The sequence below is a fragment of the Actinomyces gaoshouyii genome (genome assembly GCF_002072175.1).
GTDB lineage: Bacteria > Actinomycetota > Actinomycetes > Actinomycetales > Actinomycetaceae > Actinomyces > Actinomyces gaoshouyii.
Map to the genome: position 1 here is coordinate 1 of NZ_MVIV01000002.1, position 17,812 is coordinate 17,812.

Below are 17,812 nucleotides of genomic sequence, written 5' to 3' on the forward strand. Positions count from 1 at the left end.
GAAACCCCCCACCCACCCCACCCAGCAACCAACAACCGGTCTCGCCCCAGTTTTCAACCGGTCTCACCCCTCACAACAACCGGTCTCGATTCAAGGGAGAGAGGGCGAGAAGCGCGGGCCGATGCAGCGGGCCAGGGCGAGCATGGTCCTGCCGGTGGCCGGGGACGTCCTCGATGAGCGGGTGCCCGCCGGTGAGGAAGGTGGCGACGGCAATGCGCACCGCATCTGAGATGCCCCGGGATGCGTGATGGCGCCCACCGCCCCATGAGGGGGCGGTGGGCGCCATCACCGGTGGCCTGCGCAGGGCCGTGGATGGGTGTGGCGCGGCCCTACTGCCGGGCCGGCTCCGGGGCGAGGACGGCGGCGCGACCGGCCTCGAGGCGCGCCACGGGGACGCGGAACGGGGAGCAGGACACGTAGTCGATGCCCACGGAGTGGAAGAAGGCGATGGAATCGGGGTCTCCGCCGTGCTCGCCGCACACGCCCATCTTCATGCCGGGCTTGGTCGAACGGCCGCCCTCGACGCCCAGGCGGACCATGGCGCCCACGCCGTCGACGTCGATGGACTCGAACGGGGAGGTGCCGAAGATCGCCTCGTCGATGTAGTGGCCCACGAAGGAGGTCTCGACGTCGTCGCGGGAGAAGCCCCAGGTGGTCTGGGTCAGGTCATTGGTGCCGAAGGAGAAGAAGTCGGCCTCCTCCGCCACGTGGGAACTGGTGACGGCGGCGCGGGGCAGCTCGATCATGCAGCCGATCGGGAAGGAGAGGTCGTAGCCGGACTCGGCGCCGACCTCGGCCAGGACGGCCTCGGCGCGCTCGCGGGCGATCTGGAGCTCCCGGATGGAGCCGATGAGCGGGATCATGATCTCGGGGCGCGGGTCTCCCCCGGCGCGCAGGCGCTCGACGGCGGCCTCGGCGATGGCGCGCACCTGGAGCTCGATGAGTCCGGGCATGGTCAGCAGGAGGCGGGCACCGCGCAGGCCGAGCATGGGGTTCGCCTCGTGGCTCTTGCGCACCACGGCCAGGAGGGACTCATCCGCGGGGTCGAGGACCCCCTTCTCCCGGTCGACGGCCACCTTGACGCTGAGCTCGGTGAGGTCGGGGAGGAACTCGTGCAGGGGAGGGTCGATGAGGCGCACGGTCATGGGCTTGCCGTTCATCGTGGTCATCATCTGCGCGAAGTCGTCCTTCTGCAGGGGCAGGAGGACGGCGAGGGCCGCCTCGCGCTCGGCGTCGGTGGAGGCCAGGATGAGGTTCTGGACGAACTTCTTGCGCTCGCCGAGGAACATGTGCTCGGTGCGGCACAGGCCCACTCCCTCGGCGCCGCGGTGGATGGCGTGGCGGGCGTCGTCGGGGGTGTCGGCGTTGGCACGCACCGCCAGGCGCCGGACCTTGTCCGCATGGCGCATGAGGCGGTCGACGCTGGTGATGAGCTCGCGGTTATCAATGTCGCCGGCGCTGTCCAGGGCGGTCTCCAGACCGCGGCGCAGGTAGGTCATGACGGGCGAGTCGGCCACCTCCACCGAGCCGAGGAAGACCTCGCCGGTGGTGCCGTCGATGGCGATGATGTCCTCGCTGGTGAGAAGCTCGTCGCGTCCGGCGACCCGCACGGTCTTGGCTGCGGCGTCGACCTCGAGGGCCTCGGCGCCGCACACGCAGGTCTTGCCCATGCCGCGGGCGACGACGGCGGCATGGGAGGTCTTGCCGCCGCGCGCGGTGAGCACGCCGGAGGCGGCCACCATGCCGGGCAGGTCGTCGGGGTTGGTCTCACGGCGCACGAGGATGACGGATTCGCCGGCCTCGGCGCGGGCGATGGCCTCGGCGTTGTCGAAGGCGATGAAGCCGACGGCGGCGCCGGGCGAGGCGGGCATGGCCTTGGTGAGCAGGTCCCGCTCCCCCGTGGTGGAGAACTGCGGGAACATGAGCTGGGTGAGCTGGTCCCCGGTGACGCGGGTGAGGGCCTCATCGGTGGTGATGAGCCTTTCGTCGACGAGCTGCGTGGCCACGCGGAAGGCCGCGGCGGCGGTGCGCTTGCCCACGCGGGTCTGGAGGAGCCAGAGCTTGCCGCGCTCGATGGTGAACTCGATGTCGCACAGGTCGCGGTAGTGGGTCTCGAGCTTGCGCATGGCCGCGCGCAGGTCCTTGTAGGACTCCGGGTCGAGGGATTCCAGGTCCGCCAGGGACAGGGTGTTGCGGATGCCGGCGACGACGTCCTCGCCCTGGGCGTTGACGAGGTAGTCCCCGTAGACGCCGGAGCGGCCGGTGGAGGGGTCGCGGGTGAAGCAGACGCCGGTGCCGGAGGTCTGTCCCATGTTGCCGAAGACCATCGTGCACACGTTGACGGCCGTGCCCAGGTCGTGGGGGATCTTCTCGCGGCGCCGGTAGATGTGGGCGCGCTCGGTGTTCCAGGAGCGGAAGACGGCCTCGGTGGCCATGTCGAGCTGGCCGCGGGGGTCCTGGGGGAAGTCGATGCCGGCCTGCTCGCGCACGATGGCCTTGTACTCCTCGACGAGCTCGGTGAGGGCGTCGACGTCGAGCTCGTAGTCGAGGGCGACGCCGCGCGAGGCCTTCTTGGCGTCGAGGGCGCCGGAGAAGTGCCCGCCATCGATGTCCAGGACGGTCTTGCCGAACATCTGGATGAGGCGGCGGTAGGAGTCCCAGGCGAAGCGCGCGTCCCCGCTGACCTCGGCGAGCCCCTCGACGGAGGAGTCGTTGAGGCCGATGTTGAGGACGGTCTCCATCATGCCGGGCATGGAGAACTTGGCACCGCTGCGCACGGAGACGAGCAACGGGTCCTCGGGGGCGCCGAGCTCGCGACCGAGCTCCTCCTCGACCTCGCGCAGGGCGGTGGTCACCTGGACAGCGAGCTCATCGGGGACGGCGCCGTCGGCGAGGTAGGCACGGCAGGCGTCGGTGGTGATCGTGAAGCCGGGGGGAACGGGCAGGCCGAGACGGGTCATCTCGGCGAGGTTCGCGCCCTTGCCGCCCAGGAGGTCCTTCTGATCCTTGTCTCCCTCACTGAAGCGGTACACGTACTTGGGCATCCTCGCCCCTTTCAGTCGTCAGTCGCGCGGCATCGCGCTGGTCAGGTCGTCCCACTCTAATGTGACTTCAGTCCCAGGTTCAAACCGCGGTGATTCGGCGGAGGCGCCCCGAGGGACCCATGGCGCTCGGACGGCCTCAGGGCCGCAGGGCGATGAGCCCGGACCTCGGACCCAGGAGCGCGCGCCGGGGCAGGGGCGCGCCGTCGGGCCCGCCCCGGGGGCCCGGCTCCACGAGGCCGGCAGGCAGTCGGGGGCGGGCGCCGCGGGCGCCGTCGAGATTGACGATGGCGACGCCCCGTTCGAAATCGCGCCGCCACAGGCGGGCCCGGTGCCGGGGCGGCCCCAGGGGCGCTCCGAGGTCGGCGTCGAGGGCGGGGAGCCAGGCCAAGCGCGAGTAGTCGTCGTGGCCGGTGGAGGCGAAGGCGCCGCGCCCGCCGCCCAGCACCCAGAAGGCGGCCAGCCCGTAGAGGGCCCGGGGCGATCCCGCGCCCCCGCTGGGGGCGCGCACGATCGTCAGGCCGGGGGCGGTGAGCTCATGGGCCTGGGCGAGCGCGTCGGGGGCATCGAGAAAAGAGTCGTCGCCCCAGCCGAGCCAGCACTCGTCGAATCCCCCGCCCCAGGCGCTGTGGCGCTCCCAGCGGCCGGGCTCGCGGCGGGCCTCGGCGATATTGGGGACGAGGATCCGGCCGATGCCCGCCAGGGCGGCGCCGGCCTCGTCCACCAGCATCCCGAGGGACTCGCGCAACGCGGCGGGATCGTCAGCGCCCTCGATGGGCAGGCCGAGGCCGTAGTAGTCGTCGAAGACATCGTTGTCGGCCATAACGCCGTCGAAGGCGGTGGGGGCGATCCTCTCGCGCACGCGCTCGGCCCAGGCGCACCGGTAGTCAGGGTCCCAGACGGTGGTCTGGAAGTGCCCCGGATAACCATCCCATTCGATGAGGGAGCCGTCGCGGCGCCGGGCGTGCCAGCCGTGGCGGGCGGCCTCGGCCTGGGCTATCCCGGAGGCGAGGCGCTCGGGCGGCTCGAAGTCCCTCGTCGAGGACAGGCACTGGTAGGCCAGGACCGTCATGTGGGGCGCGAGCTCCTTGAGGCGCGCGGCGGCGGCCGTCTCCCAGGGCTGGAGGATGGCGGCCCGGTAGTGCCGGGCCGCCTCCTCCACATCCGCAGCCTTGAGGGGGCCGCCGTAGCGGATCCAGGCGCCGACGCCGGTCATGCGCCCCCTGCCAGCGGCCCGGCGGCCCTCGCGGAAGCGGCGCGGCGCTGACTCGCGAGATCGTTGTAGATCCGGTTGTAGGTGGCGTTGACCAGGCCCAGGTTGAAGGCGGTCTCGACGCGGCGCCGGGCCGCGCGGCACATGTCCTCGTACAGACCGGGGTTGGAGATGACCTGGTGGATGCGGTCGGCGAGCAGGGCGGGATCACCGGGGGTGAGCATGAGCCCGCACGGACCGATGAACCCGCCGTCGTCGGCCTTGATCGGGTCCTCCACCACCGAGCGCAGGGCGCCGACGTCGGAGGAGACGGTCGGGATCCCGGCGCCCATCGTCTCCAGGGAGACCACGGGCAGGCCCTCGTTGTAGCTCGGCAGGACGAACAGGTCGAACTCGTCGAGCAGCTCCCGCACACGCACGGTGCCGCGGATGGTGATGACGTCATGGAGGCCCAGCTCGGCGATGCGGGCCGCGCAGCGCTCGTAGTACTCGGGCACGTGCTCGGTGGGCCCGCAGACGTCGAGGTGGATGCGCATGCCCCGCTCGCGCATGATCTCAACGGCCTCGATGAGGTCGAGCAGCCCCTTGATCGGCACGATCCTCGCGATGTAGACGAGCCTCCACAGGTGGCGGTCGCCCTCGGCGTGGATGCGCCCGATCGCCTCACGGCGGGCGGTCCACGGGGTGTCGAACTCCTCGACGTCGAGCCCGTTGGGCAGGACGACGGACTTGTCCGGGATTCCGCCGAGGTCCTGGGCCTCCTCGATGGCGCGGGGATAGAGGTAGGTCATGAGGTCGGCCTGGGGATAGCACAGGCGGCCCATCTCGATCCACCAGGCCATCCACATGCGTTCGCGCGCGGTGACGTCGAAGTCCCGGTAGTCGCTCAGGCGCACCGGCAGGTCCATGCGCCGCTCCAGGAGCGTGTTGACGGTGTCGCGCACGTAGAGGTTGTGCTCGGTGAGCAGGAAGGAGGCCCCGTGCTGGCGGGCGGCGGCCGCCGCCAGCAGGGAGGCGTAGCCGGTGGTGTGGGCGTGGTAGACGGCGGCGCGGGGCACGGGGTCGGCCAGGACGGCGTGCGCCAGGGAGAAGAAGTCGCGCAGGCACCAGAAGAGCTCGGACAGGGGCATGCCCAGGTCCGGCATCATCTCGCGGAAGGCCTCCATGAACTCCTGGGTGCCCAGCAGCGCCCACAGGGGGTAGCGGCGGGTGGCGGGGCTCATGCCCTCATCGATGAGCCGCCAGACCTCCTCGCCGTCGCCTGTGGTGGCCAGCTCGATGAGCGCGCCGAGGAGGCGACGCGACAGGGCGCGCCGCTGGGCGCGGCTCATGCGCAGGTCCCGGGGGCGGGCGGCCAGGAAGTCGTCGCGGTGCTCGGCCATCGACAGGTAGAGCACCCTCACCCAGGCCACATTGGACGGCATCCCGTACAGGTCCGTGTGCGGGGCCTCGGAGTCCCAGGCGATGTGGATGATCCCGAAGGTCTTGTCCGGGTTGCCGGAGATGATGTCATGGACAACCGCCGAGACCCCGCCCTTGAGGTAGGGGTAGGTGGACTCCATGACGATGGCGACATCAACGTCCTCGTAGCGGCCGTCGGCCGGGACGCCGTCGGGCCGGGATGCGGCGGGGGCCTGCGGCGCGAGCGGGACGGGGACCTGCGGGGCGCGCTCGTCGAGCGCCTCCACAGCGGTATCGAGCGCGAGACTCACCATGACAGTGCCTTTCCCCAGAAGAATGCGTATTCGGGCGCGCTCCAGCGCCGGTGGTAGATGAGGGCGCCGATGACGCTCAGGCCCATCGCGGCCAGGGCGATGGGGCCGTAGGCGCCCGCGCCGTCGAAGGCCGCGAAGGAGGCGGCGATGAGGACGACGGCGATCCCTGACAGGGCCAGGGCCGCCCGGGAGCCGCCGGCATGGTCGATCTCATAGGCGAGGAGGGTGAGGACGGCCAGGAGGAGGCTGGCGGCGCTGATGGTCGTCACCGTGGCGATGTCGCCGGGGGCGAGGATCGCGGTCAGGGCGACGACGACGAGCGTCGCGGCGCTGCCCACCGAGGCCATGCGCGCCAAGGACCAGGTGACCATGCGCCGCAGCGCGGATCCCCGCCGGTGCAGGGCGCTCATGGGCTCGTTCTCCAGGGCGTCGCGGAAGCCGGTGAAAGCCTGGTTGATGCGCGGCGAGGCGACGGCGAAGTAGTAGGAGTAGGCCAGGACGGCGGGCTGGAGGCACAGGTAGACCAGCGAGACATCGAACTGCCGGCCCACGGCGACGAACAGGAGGAGCTTGTCGGCCCACAGCACGCCGCCCAGGATGAGCCCGCGCCCCATGTCGGCGATCACCGGGGCGACGGCGAAGCGCCGGGGGCGGGCCAGGGCGCGCAGGTCGGCGCCGATGGCGAGGACCTGGCTCAGCGCCCCGGCCAGCGGGGGCGCCAGCCACCAGCCGGGCGCGATGAGCAGCGCGATCGCGTAGGCGAGCCAGCCCAGCGCCCACAGGTGGCGGCGCGAGCCGAGGTCGGCCACGACGAGGGACTGCACGAATACGACGTGCGCCATGATGAGGGCGAAGTGGGCCACCAGGGCTCCTACACCCCAGCCGGTGACGAGCCCGATGCAGGCGGTCACGGCGGTCGCCGGCACGATGGACAGGACGAGCAGAGCGGGCCAGATCTCGCAGTAGCGGCGCCTGACGGCGTCGGGCCCCTGGCCGATGGTGGAGCCGAGGAGGCGGTACACAGGGGTTCCCACCACCTGGCTGAGCCAGGGGACGGCCACCGAGGCGGACAGGATGAGGGTCTCGAGGCGGACACCCGCCACGGCGTGCGGGGCGAGGCGGTCGGCAACGAGTGGGAAGGCGCTGCCCAGGAGGATCGCCGGGGACATGACCAGGACCATGAGCCACAGCGATGATCCCCGATCACGGGGCCCGGTGGGACGACCGCCCCTGGCCGCGGCGGGCGGGGAGGTGAGCAGCGCGGCGGCCAGGAGGACCAGCGCCGCGATGAGGGCGATGGTGCTGGCGGCGGGCCAGCCGAGCAGCCAGAGGATGGAGGCGCCGAGCGCGAGCGGTATCACCAGTACGGTGAGGTCGACACGAGGGAGAGGACTGCGGCCCCCGCGCTGCGGCAGGTGGCGCTGTTCGTGTATGCGGCTCATTCTGTTGTGCTCTCACAGGGGGTCGTGAAGGCGTTTCGGGTTCGCCTCTGCGCTGATCAGGGACCAGGACCCTTCCACGATAACCGCGCCATACGCTCCACTTGAAATTACGTACGGCACTCAAAGCGATACGCAATAACTTTCAGGAAACGATCAGCGTTTTCCCAGGTCCGCGGAAGCGCTGGAATCAGGGCGCTATCCTCTCCCCCGGGCCGCCCGCGCCTGGGAGAAAGCCCGGCAACGCGCAACGCAGAAGCCGCTGCGATGTGCGCAAGACCATTTCCCCGAGTTCCTTAATTCGGGACGGGGTCGGACTCGCTCGGCGCGGGTCGGCTCCGCGCGCCCGAGGAGTCGGGGGAGGCGCTCTCGCGCTTACGGGCCTCATCGAGGGCCCTGAGGGCCTCGGTGGTGGCGCGCGTGGCGCGGTCGAGCCTGGCCCGCGCCTTGTCCTCCCAGGCCTGAGCCACCTCGACCTCGGCCAGGGCCTCCTCGACGGTCGGCTCGGTGTCGACGAGGTGGGCCGGGGCGATCGCGAAGATCTCGGAGACATCGAGGTCGGGGTTCTCCTCCTGGGTCTCGACCAGCTCGGCGACCTCCTCCTGGCTGGCCACGGCCGGCATGGAGCCGGGCAGGGGGCGGCGGGCCGTCTCCTTGAGCCCGAAGATCGCCCCGAGGGCCGCCGCGGAGGTCCCCATCAGCCAGAAGGCGGGCGCCAGGGGGCTGCCGGTGGAGGCCACGAGGGCCTCCAGGATGAAAGCGGCCGTGCCGCCGAAGAGGGCGACGGCGATGTTGTAGGCAATGCCCATGCCGCCGTAGCGGCAGCGGGTGGGGAAGATCGCGGGGAGGGAGGCGGCCAGGTTGCCGACGTAGGCCGCCGTCGGATAGGCCAGCAGACCCAGGCCGAACAGGATCGACCAGACCTCCTTGTGCTCCAGCAGCAGGAAGACGGGCACCGCCAGCACGATCGTGCTCACCGCCGCGGACAGGAGGACGGGCCGGCGGCCCACGTGATCCGACAGCCGGCCGCAGGCGGGCACGAGGAAGGCCACGAGGATGAGGATGGGCAGGGTCAGGAGGGGGCCGTGCTCGGCGTCGAGGCCTAGGGTGGTGGTCAGGTAGGTCGGCATGTAGGAGGTGAGGGTGTAGCCCACGGTATTGGCACCGGCCACGAGGACGATCGCTATGCCCAGCTCCCGCCAGTAGGTCCGCACCATCTCCTTGAAGCCGAGGGGCCCCTCCTCCGGCTTCATGATCTCGGTCTCCACGGCCGCCAGGTCCGCGGGCTCCTCGTCCTCGGTCTCTGCCCGGGCGCCGCGGAAGGCGGGGGTGTCCTCGATGCGGGCCCTCAGGTAGAGGGCGATCGTGCCCATTGGCAGGGCGAGGAGGAAGGGGATGCGCCACCCCCAGGTGGCCATGAAGTCCCCGGGCAGGGTGAGCATGAGGACGGAGACGAAGCCCGCGCCCAGCGCATTGCCGATGTAGGAGCCCCAGTCGAGCATGGCGGCGTAGAAGCCGCGGCGCTTGTCGGGGGCGTACTCGGTGACGAAGGTCGTGGCGCCCGCGTACTCGCCACCGGTGGAGAAACCCTGGACGAGCTTGAGGCAGATGAGCAGGATCGGCGCCCATACGCCCAGGACGCTGGCCGGCGGCAGGATGCCGATGCCGAAAGTCGCCAGCGCCATCATCATGAGGGTGAAGGCCAGGACCTCCTTGCGACCCAGGCGGTCGCCGAGCTGGCCGAGGATGACGCCGCCCAGCGGCCGGGCGACGAAGGTGACGGCGAAGACCCCCAGTGAGAAGAGGTTCTGGGCCACGGGGGTGGCGTTGGGCAGGAAGGCCTGACCCACGAGCACGGCGACGTAGGCGAAGACGCCGACGTCGTACCACTCCATGATGTTGCCCACGACGGATCCGAGGATCGCCCTGCGCAGCGCCGATTCCTCGACGACGGTGACATCGTCGGCGCGCAGACGGCGCCTGCGGCGCAGGTAGGCGAGCCGGCGCTGCTCACGGCGCAGCCGCTCGGCGCGCCTCCGGTCGCCCTTCGCGCTGGCGCGGGATGCTCGTTCCTGAAGGCTCTTCTCGGTGGCAGGGATCTTGTTATCCATCGACTTCCAATCGTCGTCTGGCACGGTCGGCAGACGCGCAGGGCCAGCGGCCCGACCAGCCGGGTCGGGCGGAGAAGTGGGAGAGCCGGACCGCGCCTGCCCGCATCGCGGCGCGCAGGTCGCCGGAACGACCCAAGAGGCTACCACCCGGGCCGCGATGCCCCGTCGGGGCGACAGTCGCACCCGGTGGCTCCCCCGAACGGCGCCAGCGCGGGCCGGGAGAGAGGAGGAGCCCGTCAGATCGCCGTTTCCCCAGCGCCGACGGGCTCCTCGCGGGAGCATTCCCCTGGGGGATCAACCCACCTGGGGAGCCTCGGTGACCTCCGCTGAGCCCTGGCCCCCCTCGCCCGCGACCGTGGCGGCCCCCTCGACGTCGGCGACGGCGGCCTCCTGCTCGGGGACGGCGGGAATGGCCTCGCCGCGGAAGGTGAACTCCCCGAGGATCCCCTCGCCCCGGGCGTCGACGATGACCCTCTGACCGCGCTCGATCTCGCCGAAGAGGATCTTCTCCGACAAGGCGTCCTCGATGTCGCGCTGGATGGCGCGACGCAGCGGGCGGGCGCCGAGGACCGGATCGAAACCTCGTTCGGCGAGCAGCTCCTTGGCGGCGTCGGTGAGTTCGATCGTCATGTCCTGCTCGCTCATGCGCTTGTCGAGGCGGGCGATCATGAGGTCGACGATCTCGCGCACCTCCGCCTTGGTCAGCTGCGGGAAGACGATGAGGTCGTCCACACGGTTGAGGAACTCGGGCCGGAACTGCTGCTTGAGCTCGCGGTTGACGTGGGCCTTCATCTCCTCGTAGTCCATGGCTCCGGACTCGGTGGACTGGAAGCCCGTGGCCACCGACTTGCCGATGTCCTTCGAACCGAGGTTGGTCGTCATGATGATGACGGTGTTCTTGAAGTCGACCTCCCGGCCCTGGGCGTCGGAGAGGTGCCCGTCCTCCAGGATCTGCAGGAGCGAGTTGAAGATGTCCGGGTGGGCCTTCTCCACCTCGTCGAAGAGCACCACGGAAAAGGGGCGGCGGCGGACCTTCTCGGTGAGCTGGCCGCCCTCGTCGTAGCCGACGTAGCCGGGAGGGGCGCCGAAGAGGCGCGAAACGGTGTGCTTCTCGGCGAACTCGGACATGTCGAGCTGGATGAGGGCGTCCTCGTCGTCGAAGAGGAACTCCGCCAGGGCCTTGGCGAGCTCGGTCTTGCCCACGCCCGTGGGGCCGGCGAAGATGAACGAGCCGCCGGGGCGCTTGGGATCCTTCAGGCCGGCGCGGGTGCGGCGAATGGACTTGGAGATCGCCTCGATGGCCTTGTTCTGGCCGATGATGCGCTTGTGGAGCTCGGCCTCCATGTTGAGCAGCTTGGAGGACTCCGCCTCGGTCAGCTTGACCACGGGGATGCCGGTGGACATGGCCAGGACCTCGGCGATGAGGTTCTCATCGACCTCCGCCACCTGATCCAAGTCCCCATCCTTCCAGGCCTTCTCCTTGGCGGTGCGCTCCTCGGCCAGTCGGCGCTCGTCGTCGCGCAGGGCGGCGGCGCGCTCGAAGTCCTGGTCGTCGATCGCGGATTCCTTTTCGCGCTTGACCTCGGCGATCCTCTCATCGATGTCGCGCAGCTCCTGAGGAGCGGTCATGCGCCGGATGCGCAGGCGGGCACCGGCCTCATCGACCAGGTCGATGGCCTTGTCCGGCAGGAAGCGGTCATTGATGTAACGGTCGGCGAGCTTGGCGGCGGCCTCGATGGCATCGTCGGTGATGACGACGCGGTGGAAGGCCTCGTAGCGGTCGCGCAGCCCGGTGAGGATGCCGATGGTCTCCTCGATACTGGGCTGGTCCACGGTCACCGGCTGGAAGCGGCGCTCCAGGGCGGCGTCCTTCTCGATCTTGCGGTACTCCTCCAGCGTGGTGGCGCCGATGGTCTGAAGCTCGCCCCGGGCGAGCATGGGCTTGAGGATGGAGGCGGCGTCGACGGCCCCCTCGGCGGCGCCGGCGCCCACGAGCGTGTGGATCTCGTCGATGAACAGGACGATGTCCCCCCGGGTGCGCACCTCCTTGAGGACCTTCTTGAGGCGCTCCTCGAAATCGCCGCGGTAGCGCGAGCCCGCCACGAGGCTGCCCATGTCCAGGGAGTAGAGCTGCTTGTCGCGCAGGGTCTCAGGGACGTCGCCGTGGACGATGGCCTGGCTCAGGCCCTCGACGACGGCGGTCTTGCCCACGCCGGGCTCCCCGATGAGGACGGGGTTGTTCTTGGTGCGCCGGGAGAGGATCTGCATGACCCTCTCCATTTCCTTGTGACGGCCGATAACCGGGTCGAGCCTGCCCTCGCGAGCGGCCGCGGTGAGATTGCGGCCGAACTGGTCGAGGATGGCGCTGCCCGACGGCGTCCCCTCCTTGGAGGGGACGCCGGCCGTGACGGCTTCCTTGCCCTCGTAGCCCGAGAGCATCTGCATGACGGTCTGGCGCACGGAGGACAGGTCCGCGCCGAGCTTGATGACGACCTGGGCGGCCGTGCCCTCGCCCTCGCGCAGCAGGCCGAGCAGGATGTGCTCGGTGCCGATGTAGTTGTGCCCCAGCTGCAGAGCCTCGCGCAGCGAGAGCTCGAGGACCTTCTTAGCGCGGGGGGTGAAGGGGATGTGTCCGCTGGGCGCCGCCTGCCCCTCGCCGATGACCTCGACGACCTGGGCGCGCACGGCGTCCAGGGAGATCTGCATCGACTCCAGGGCCTTGGCGGCCACACCCTCGCCCTCGTGGATGAGGCCGAGAAGGAGGTGCTCCGTGCCGATGTAGTTGTGGTTGAGCGCCCGCGCCTCGTCCTGGGCAAGGACGACGACGCGGCGGGCGCGATCGGTGAAGCGTTCGAACATCGCGGGTTATCTCCTCGGCACGCGCGGTCGGTTGGGGACGCCGGACAGCCGCGTGCGCTCAATGAGCGCGAGCGGGCCCAGCGCGGGCACGTGCTGCCAAGGCTAACGGCGGCGTATGGGGCCCATGCCCCTGTTCGCGGTAGGCGTGAGCCAGGATTAAGCCCGGCGGACTCATATCTCGCCGGGATGGGGCGCGCCATCGGTGCGCCGGGAAGAGCCGTCCGCGCCCACCGGTGCGTCCCGCCCGCACCAGTGGGCGCCAACCGCACCGGTCGGACGGGCCGCCGCCCCGCCTACCGCCCCAGCAGGGAGAGGATCCGCGCCTTGAGGTCCTGGTAGTCGGCGGAGGCGGGAGCGGCGGCCAGGAGGCGCGGCACCTCGAGATCGGCCACCACATGGGCGGGCCTCTCGGACAGGACGACGACGCGCTCGGCCAACCGCAGCGCCTCGTCGACATCGTGAGTGACGAGGATCGCGGTGAAGGCCTGGGAGGCCCACAGGCGGGAGAACTCGTCCTGGAGCCCCAGGCGGGTGAGCGCGTCGAGCTTGCCGAAGGGCTCGTCGAGGAGGAAGAGCCGGGGCCGGTTGACCAGAGCCCTGGCCAGGGCTGCGCGCTGGGCCATGCCGCCGGAGAGCGTCGAGGGATAGGCACCGGCGAAGTCGCGCAGCCCCACGATCTCCAGGGCGGCGTCGATCCGCCTCTGGTCGATGGCCAGGCGCCCCCGCGCCTGCGGCCCGAGGGCCACATTGTCCCTCACGGTCCGCCACGGCAGGAGGGTGGCCTCCTGGAAGGCCATGGCCCGCTCGGGAGCCGGGCGGGTGACCCTCTCGCCATCGACGACGACGCTGCCGCGGGTGGGCGCCTCCAGGCCGGCGAGGAGCCGCAGGATGGTGGACTTGCCGCACCCGGACTGACCGACGACGGCGACGAACTGCCCGGACGGGATCGTCAGCGCCACGTCGTCGAGCACGTGGAGGGAGGACCCCTTGGCGGCCTCGGCCTCGTGGCGGGCGCGGGCCGCGGGCGAGACGCGGCGGATCGCCCAGGGGACCCAGCCCTGGTCGAGCTCGTGGTGGAGCGGGTAGCGGTGCGAGACGCCGTCGAGGACCACCTCGGCGCCGCGGGGGCGCTCAGGGCCGATCGCGGCCCCCGGGCCGGTCGCCGCGGGGGCGCTGGTCGTGTTCTCGGTCATCATGGGTCACCACCGGACGAGGTCGTGCTGCCAGGCGAGCAGCGAGGAGCGGAGCTTGAACAGCAGGATCATGAGCGCGCGGCAGAAGACGACGAGGACGACGAGCCCCACGTACATCCGGGGGTAGTCCGCCCAGCCCTTCACCCAGTTGATGTACCAGGCCAGACCCTTGTCGACGCCCACGAGCTCGGCGGTCATCAGGGCCGCGAGCGACGTGCCCAGGCCGGTGAACAGGCCGGTGAGCATGTCGGGCAGAGCGGCGGGGACCGCCACGCGACCCACGAGGAAGCCCTCGGAGGCGCCGAGCGTGCGGGCGGCGTCGATGTAGCTGCGGGGCACGGCGCGCACGCCGGCGCGCGTCATCGTCGCCATGGGAAACCAGGCCCCGAAGGCGATGATGAGCACTGCGGAGGCGAAGGTCGACGGCGCGACGAGCAGCGCCAGCGGGAGCAGGGAGGCGGCTGGGACCGGGCCGATGCTCTGCAGGAGCGGGTGGAGCCAGTAATCGGCCCGCCGCGACCAGCCCATGAGCAGTCCCGTGGCGAAACCCATCACCGAGCCGAGCGCGTACCCCGTCAGGAAGAGCAGGGAGGAGGCGCCCAGGCTCGAGGCGAGGAGGTCGGCATCCCCGCGAAGCGCCTCGATGAGGACCTCCGGGGAGGCGAAGTAGGGCGGGGAGAGCCAATCGAGCTTCGCCGTCGTCATCTGCCACAGGATCATCCACGCCCCGCCCAGCGCGATCCACGGCAGGCGGTGGGCCAGGGCGAGGGCGGCCGATGACGCGGGCCGGGCCAGCGCCCGGGCGAACCACATCGCCAGGAGGGCGATCCAGACCCCGACGACGATGAGGAGCGGCCGGTGGTCGGCCGTGCGCAGCGCGGTGTCCGGGACGGCGACGATGATCACCGGATGCGCCGCCCACAGGGCCAGTGCGAGGGCGCCCTGCACCAGGAGGCCACGGCTCCGAGACTCCGCCGTCGGCCCGGCGGCGCCGGCAGGGGCCGGGCCGTCCGGGCCCGCCAGCGGCTGGGGCTCCTGTTCCGCGGCGCTCATCGGCCGATCCCCAGGTCGGCGTAGACGGCGTCGGCCAGCGCGTCGGCCGCGATATCGGCGGAGATGAAGCCGGTCTTCTTGAAGCGCTCGATCCCCGGCTCGATGGCAGCGCGGAAGCGGGTCGCGGAGGCGTCGAAGTCGTAGGTGCGCAAGACCTTCTCGACGACGTCCCGCTCGGTGGCCACGTACTCGTTGTCCACCTCGAGCCCGGCGATCTCCTCGATGTGGTCGGGCACGTAGGCCGCCCCCTTGATCCACGCCTCGGTGAGCGCCTTGGCGCTCTCGGGCCGCTTGGCGATGAAATCGCCGTTGAGGACCACCGAGCAGCAGAAGTCCTCGGCATCGTTGTTGGCGATCTCGTGGCCGGTGCCGCCCAGGACGGGCAGGAGGACACCGGGATCGGAGCCCATGATGACGTCCACGTCCCCCGAGGACAGGGACTGGCCGAGGGAATCGGAGTCGACGGTGCGCCAGCTGATGTCCCCGCCCGAGGGATCGGGGTTGATCCCGGCATCGGACAGGCCGATGGAGAAGTAGGCGAAGGCGGAGGACGACAGTGAGGGGACGCCGATCGAAGCGCCCTTGAGATCGGCCAGCGAGGAGTAGGGGGAGCCCTCGGGGGCCACCACCCGCAGGCAGCCGGCGTGCAGGCCGGCGGTGAGGCGGGCGTTGAGGCCGTTGTAGATCGGCTCCAGCCAGGAGAAGAAGATCCCCGGGGCGCCGATGTACTTGCCGGCGCCCACGCCGTCCTTCGTATCCTCGGTCTGCTGGGTGCGCACGAGGGTGACGTTGAGGCCGACGTCGTCGAAGTAGCCCTGATGGTAGGCGGCGTAGAGCGGGGCGGCGCAGATATCCCCGCCGATGACCAGGGGGATATCCTCGGCCGCTCCGATGACGCCCTGGTTCGTGCGGCGCAGGGTGAGCCAGGCTCCCCCGGCCACGAGGGCCGCGGCGGCCGCCGAGCCGCCGATGAGGAGGCTCCGGCGGGAGGCGGAGCGCTTGGCGAGGGCGGCGAGTTCGTCGGGATCGTCGGCGGCGGCGAGGATGTCCGCCGCATTGCGCGGGGTGACGGACTCATCAACGCGATCCCCCGCGGTGGAGGGGCGCGCGGCGGCGGTCCCCTCGGGGCTGGGGGCGGAGGACGGCGAGGGGGCAGGCGAGGGTGATGAGGATGCGGACACGATGGTCTCCTTGTGAAAAGCGGGGCGAGGTGGGGCGAATGAGCCCGGGGGGGCACCGCAGTAGCGGCGGCCGGCGACGGTGGCCCGTGGCCATGGCGCGGGCGGCGCCCCTGGGCGCTCGCCCCGGGCGCGGACCTTCTGCGCCAGGGGCTCGGCAGGGCCCGTCCGGCGCGGAGGCGGGGCCGCGAGGGGAGCGGCCCGGGGGGCGGCGCCGTCGACCCGCCGCCGACTCAGCCCGTCAACGGACGGCGACGGCGGTGCCCGGAATGATCAACAGGGCCGACGGCTGGGCATGGAGCGGCGACAACAGCGCATCATCCTCGCGCGGCCGATCATCGCCGACGACGCGAGGGCGTCGTGGCCGGCAAGGATGCGCGTGGTGTGTTCCATGCAACAGAGCCTACGCACCGGGCGCGGGCGATGTCATGGAGGCGCCCGGAATGCGGACGCCCGCGGGCCGCGGGTCGGGGCCGATGACGCGGGGCCGTCGAGCGAGGTCGGCCTCACCGCCCCACCGGCCCGCGGGCACGACGACAGCCGTGGCAATGGTGTCCTCGGCGAGAATCCACCTCCCCTGAAGGCGCCTCGTCCTCCCACCGGGCCGGGGATCGGTCAGATCCGCGATGAACTCGCCGTCGCCGAGGCGCACCAGGGCATCGCCGAAACCCAGCCATCGCATCTCCCGCGGGTACCAGGCCTTGTACAGGCTCTCCTTGGCGCTGAACAGGAGCCTATCGACGGCGGCGTCGGGCCTCTCGGCGGCCAGACGGCGAAGGCCATCGAGCTCCTCCGGCGCCGTCGCCACCCGCACCAGCACGCCCGCCGGGAGCGGCGCGTTGGGCTCCGCATCGATGCCCAGGCAATCCACGTCCTCCTGGCGCGCCACTGCGGCGGCGCGGTAATGCTCGCAGTGGGTCATGGAGCCGACGACACCCGCGGGCCAGGCCGGCTCGCCCGCACTACCGGGCACCATGGGCGGACGCCGGAAGCCCAGGTCGCGCAGGGCCCGGCGAGCGCAGCCCCGGACGGTGGCGAACTCCCGGCGCCGCCGGTCGACCATGCGCTCGGCGAGGGCGGCTTCTTCGCGATGGAGGATCTCATCGAGCTCCTCACGGGTCTCGGCGACGCTGACCGAGCCGGGCACCAGCTCCGGCAGGAGCCGCGCCGGGCCACCGATCACTCAGGCCTCCACCAGGATCGTCACCGGGCCGTCGGCCTCCATGTCGATGCGCATATCGGCGCCGAAGCGGCCCGTGGCCACCTCCAGGCCGCGCCCGCGCAGATCCTCCACGACGGCGTCGACCAGCGGCTCGGCCACGGGGCCGGGGGCGGCCGCGTTCCAGGTGGGGCGCCGCCCCTTGCGCGCGTCCCCGTAGAGGGTGAACTGGGAGACGACGAGCACGGGCGCGCCGGCCTCGGTGACAGAGCGCTCGCCGGCCAGGAGGCGCAGGTCCGCGATCTTGCGGGAGATCGTGGCCACCTGCGCGGGGCCGTCGTCATGAGTGGCGCCCACGAGCACCATGAGGCCCGGACGCGCGATCTCGCCGACGACGTCGCCGTCGACCCGCACGGCCGCGCGCGTGACGCGCTGGAGGACGGCGCGCATCAGCGCCACCGGCCCTTCGAGCCCCCACCGCCCGAGCGGCGGATCCGCGAGCGCACCCGGATCGGGCGGTACACCTGGAGGGCGGGGCGCACATCGGCGAGGTAGACCGCATTGACCACCATCCCCAGCAGGCCGAACAGGGACATCTGCCCCATGAGCAGGATCACCGCGAAACCTGCGGCGTTGAGGCCCATCCAGAAGCCCTTGCTGCGCCTGCCCGCGGCGACGTAATGATCGGCTCGGTGGATGGTGCAGTCCGCCAGCGCCCAGAGCCCGAGCGCGATGCCGACCACCTGGAAAGCGAGCTGCAGATAGCCGACGGCCTCGGCGAGGGCATGCGCGGTGCCGATCAGAATGCTCACGCCCCTACCTTAGCGGGGCGACGGGGCGGGGCAGGGGGC

Annotated in this window: 12 protein-coding genes; all 12 read right to left on the reverse strand. The window is 71.3% G+C overall.

Annotated elements, in window-relative coordinates; translation table 11 throughout:
* Positions 1–329: 329 nt before the first annotated feature.
* The 12 genes from ppdK to B1H50_RS01790 all read right to left on the reverse strand — a co-directional run bounded on the left by ppdK (position 330) and on the right by B1H50_RS01790 (position 17,773).
* Positions 330–3,044: a pyruvate, phosphate dikinase gene (ppdK, locus tag B1H50_RS01735; RefSeq protein WP_080462089.1), complete on the reverse strand. Its 2,715-nt coding sequence runs from the start codon at positions 3,042–3,044 to the stop codon at positions 330–332.
* A gap of 136 nt (positions 3,045–3,180) precedes the next feature.
* Entirely contained in the window at positions 3,181–4,257 is a 1,077-nt protein-coding gene (locus tag B1H50_RS01740; protein WP_080462090.1) for a putative glycoside hydrolase, read from the reverse strand.
* The gene (gene pelF / locus B1H50_RS01745) at positions 4,254–5,969 is read right to left on the reverse strand and encodes a GT4 family glycosyltransferase PelF (RefSeq protein ID WP_080462091.1); all 1,716 of its coding nucleotides are present in this window, start codon (positions 5,967–5,969) and stop codon (positions 4,254–4,256) included. The genes B1H50_RS01740 and pelF overlap by 4 nt, the downstream gene beginning before the upstream one ends.
* Complete coding sequence (locus B1H50_RS01750) at positions 5,963–7,411, reverse strand: hypothetical protein (RefSeq protein WP_229657845.1); 1,449 nt, start codon at positions 7,409–7,411, stop codon at positions 5,963–5,965. Before B1H50_RS01750 ends, pelF begins: the two co-directional genes overlap by 7 nt.
* Positions 7,412–7,704: 293 nt before the next feature.
* On the reverse strand, positions 7,705–9,519 hold the full coding sequence (locus B1H50_RS01755) for an MFS transporter (RefSeq protein ID WP_080462092.1): 1,815 nt from the start codon (positions 9,517–9,519) through the stop codon (positions 7,705–7,707).
* 294 nt (positions 9,520–9,813) lie between these two features.
* Positions 9,814–12,378 carry an ATP-dependent Clp protease ATP-binding subunit gene (locus tag B1H50_RS01760; RefSeq protein ID WP_080462093.1) on the reverse strand — a complete coding sequence of 855 codons (2,565 nt, stop codon included), beginning with the start codon at positions 12,376–12,378 and terminating at the stop codon, positions 9,814–9,816.
* Positions 12,379–12,671: 293 nt separating this feature from the next.
* Positions 12,672–13,571, reverse strand: a complete 900-nt coding sequence (locus B1H50_RS01765) for an ABC transporter ATP-binding protein (RefSeq protein WP_080462360.1) — start codon at positions 13,569–13,571, stop codon at positions 12,672–12,674.
* Between the two features lie 6 nt (positions 13,572–13,577).
* Complete coding sequence (locus B1H50_RS01770) at positions 13,578–14,624, reverse strand: ABC transporter permease (RefSeq protein ID WP_080462094.1); 1,047 nt, start codon at positions 14,622–14,624, stop codon at positions 13,578–13,580.
* Positions 14,621–15,805, reverse strand: a complete 1,185-nt coding sequence (locus B1H50_RS01775) for an ABC transporter substrate-binding protein (RefSeq protein WP_080462095.1) — start codon at positions 15,803–15,805, stop codon at positions 14,621–14,623. Before B1H50_RS01775 ends, B1H50_RS01770 begins: the two co-directional genes overlap by 4 nt.
* A gap of 400 nt (positions 15,806–16,205) precedes the next feature.
* Positions 16,206–16,985 carry a 4'-phosphopantetheinyl transferase family protein gene (locus B1H50_RS01780; RefSeq protein ID WP_095532453.1) on the reverse strand — a complete coding sequence of 260 codons (780 nt, stop codon included), beginning with the start codon at positions 16,983–16,985 and terminating at the stop codon, positions 16,206–16,208.
* Positions 16,986–17,411 carry a D-aminoacyl-tRNA deacylase gene (gene dtd, locus B1H50_RS01785; RefSeq protein WP_080462362.1) on the reverse strand — a complete coding sequence of 142 codons (426 nt, stop codon included), beginning with the start codon at positions 17,409–17,411 and terminating at the stop codon, positions 16,986–16,988.
* On the reverse strand, positions 17,411–17,773 hold the full coding sequence (locus tag B1H50_RS01790) for a DUF2516 family protein (protein WP_080462096.1): 363 nt from the start codon (positions 17,771–17,773) through the stop codon (positions 17,411–17,413). Before B1H50_RS01790 ends, dtd begins: the two co-directional genes overlap by 1 nt.
* Positions 17,774–17,812 lie beyond the last annotated feature (39 nt).

What these genes read in the sequence shown, in the direction of transcription:
- pelF (WP_080462091.1), bottom strand. Translation starts at nt 5,969, where the DNA reads ATGGTGAGTCTCGCGCTCGATACCGCTGTGGAGGCGCTCGACGAGCGC.
- B1H50_RS01765 (WP_080462360.1), bottom strand. Translation starts at nt 13,571, where the DNA reads ATGACCGAGAACACGACCAGCGCCCCCGCGGCGACCGGCCCGGGGGCC.
- dtd (WP_080462362.1), bottom strand. Translation starts at nt 17,411, where the DNA reads ATGCGCGCCGTCCTCCAGCGCGTCACGCGCGCGGCCGTGCGGGTCGAC.
- B1H50_RS01770 (WP_080462094.1), bottom strand. Translation starts at nt 14,624, where the DNA reads ATGAGCGCCGCGGAACAGGAGCCCCAGCCGCTGGCGGGCCCGGACGGC.
- ppdK (WP_080462089.1), bottom strand. Translation starts at nt 3,044, where the DNA reads ATGCCCAAGTACGTGTACCGCTTCAGTGAGGGAGACAAGGATCAGAAG.
- B1H50_RS01760 (WP_080462093.1), bottom strand. Translation starts at nt 12,378, where the DNA reads ATGTTCGAACGCTTCACCGATCGCGCCCGCCGCGTCGTCGTCCTTGCC.
- B1H50_RS01755 (WP_080462092.1), bottom strand. Translation starts at nt 9,519, where the DNA reads ATGGATAACAAGATCCCTGCCACCGAGAAGAGCCTTCAGGAACGAGCA.
- B1H50_RS01740 (WP_080462090.1), bottom strand. Translation starts at nt 4,257, where the DNA reads ATGACCGGCGTCGGCGCCTGGATCCGCTACGGCGGCCCCCTCAAGGCT.
- B1H50_RS01750 (WP_229657845.1), bottom strand. Translation starts at nt 7,411, where the DNA reads ATGAGCCGCATACACGAACAGCGCCACCTGCCGCAGCGCGGGGGCCGC.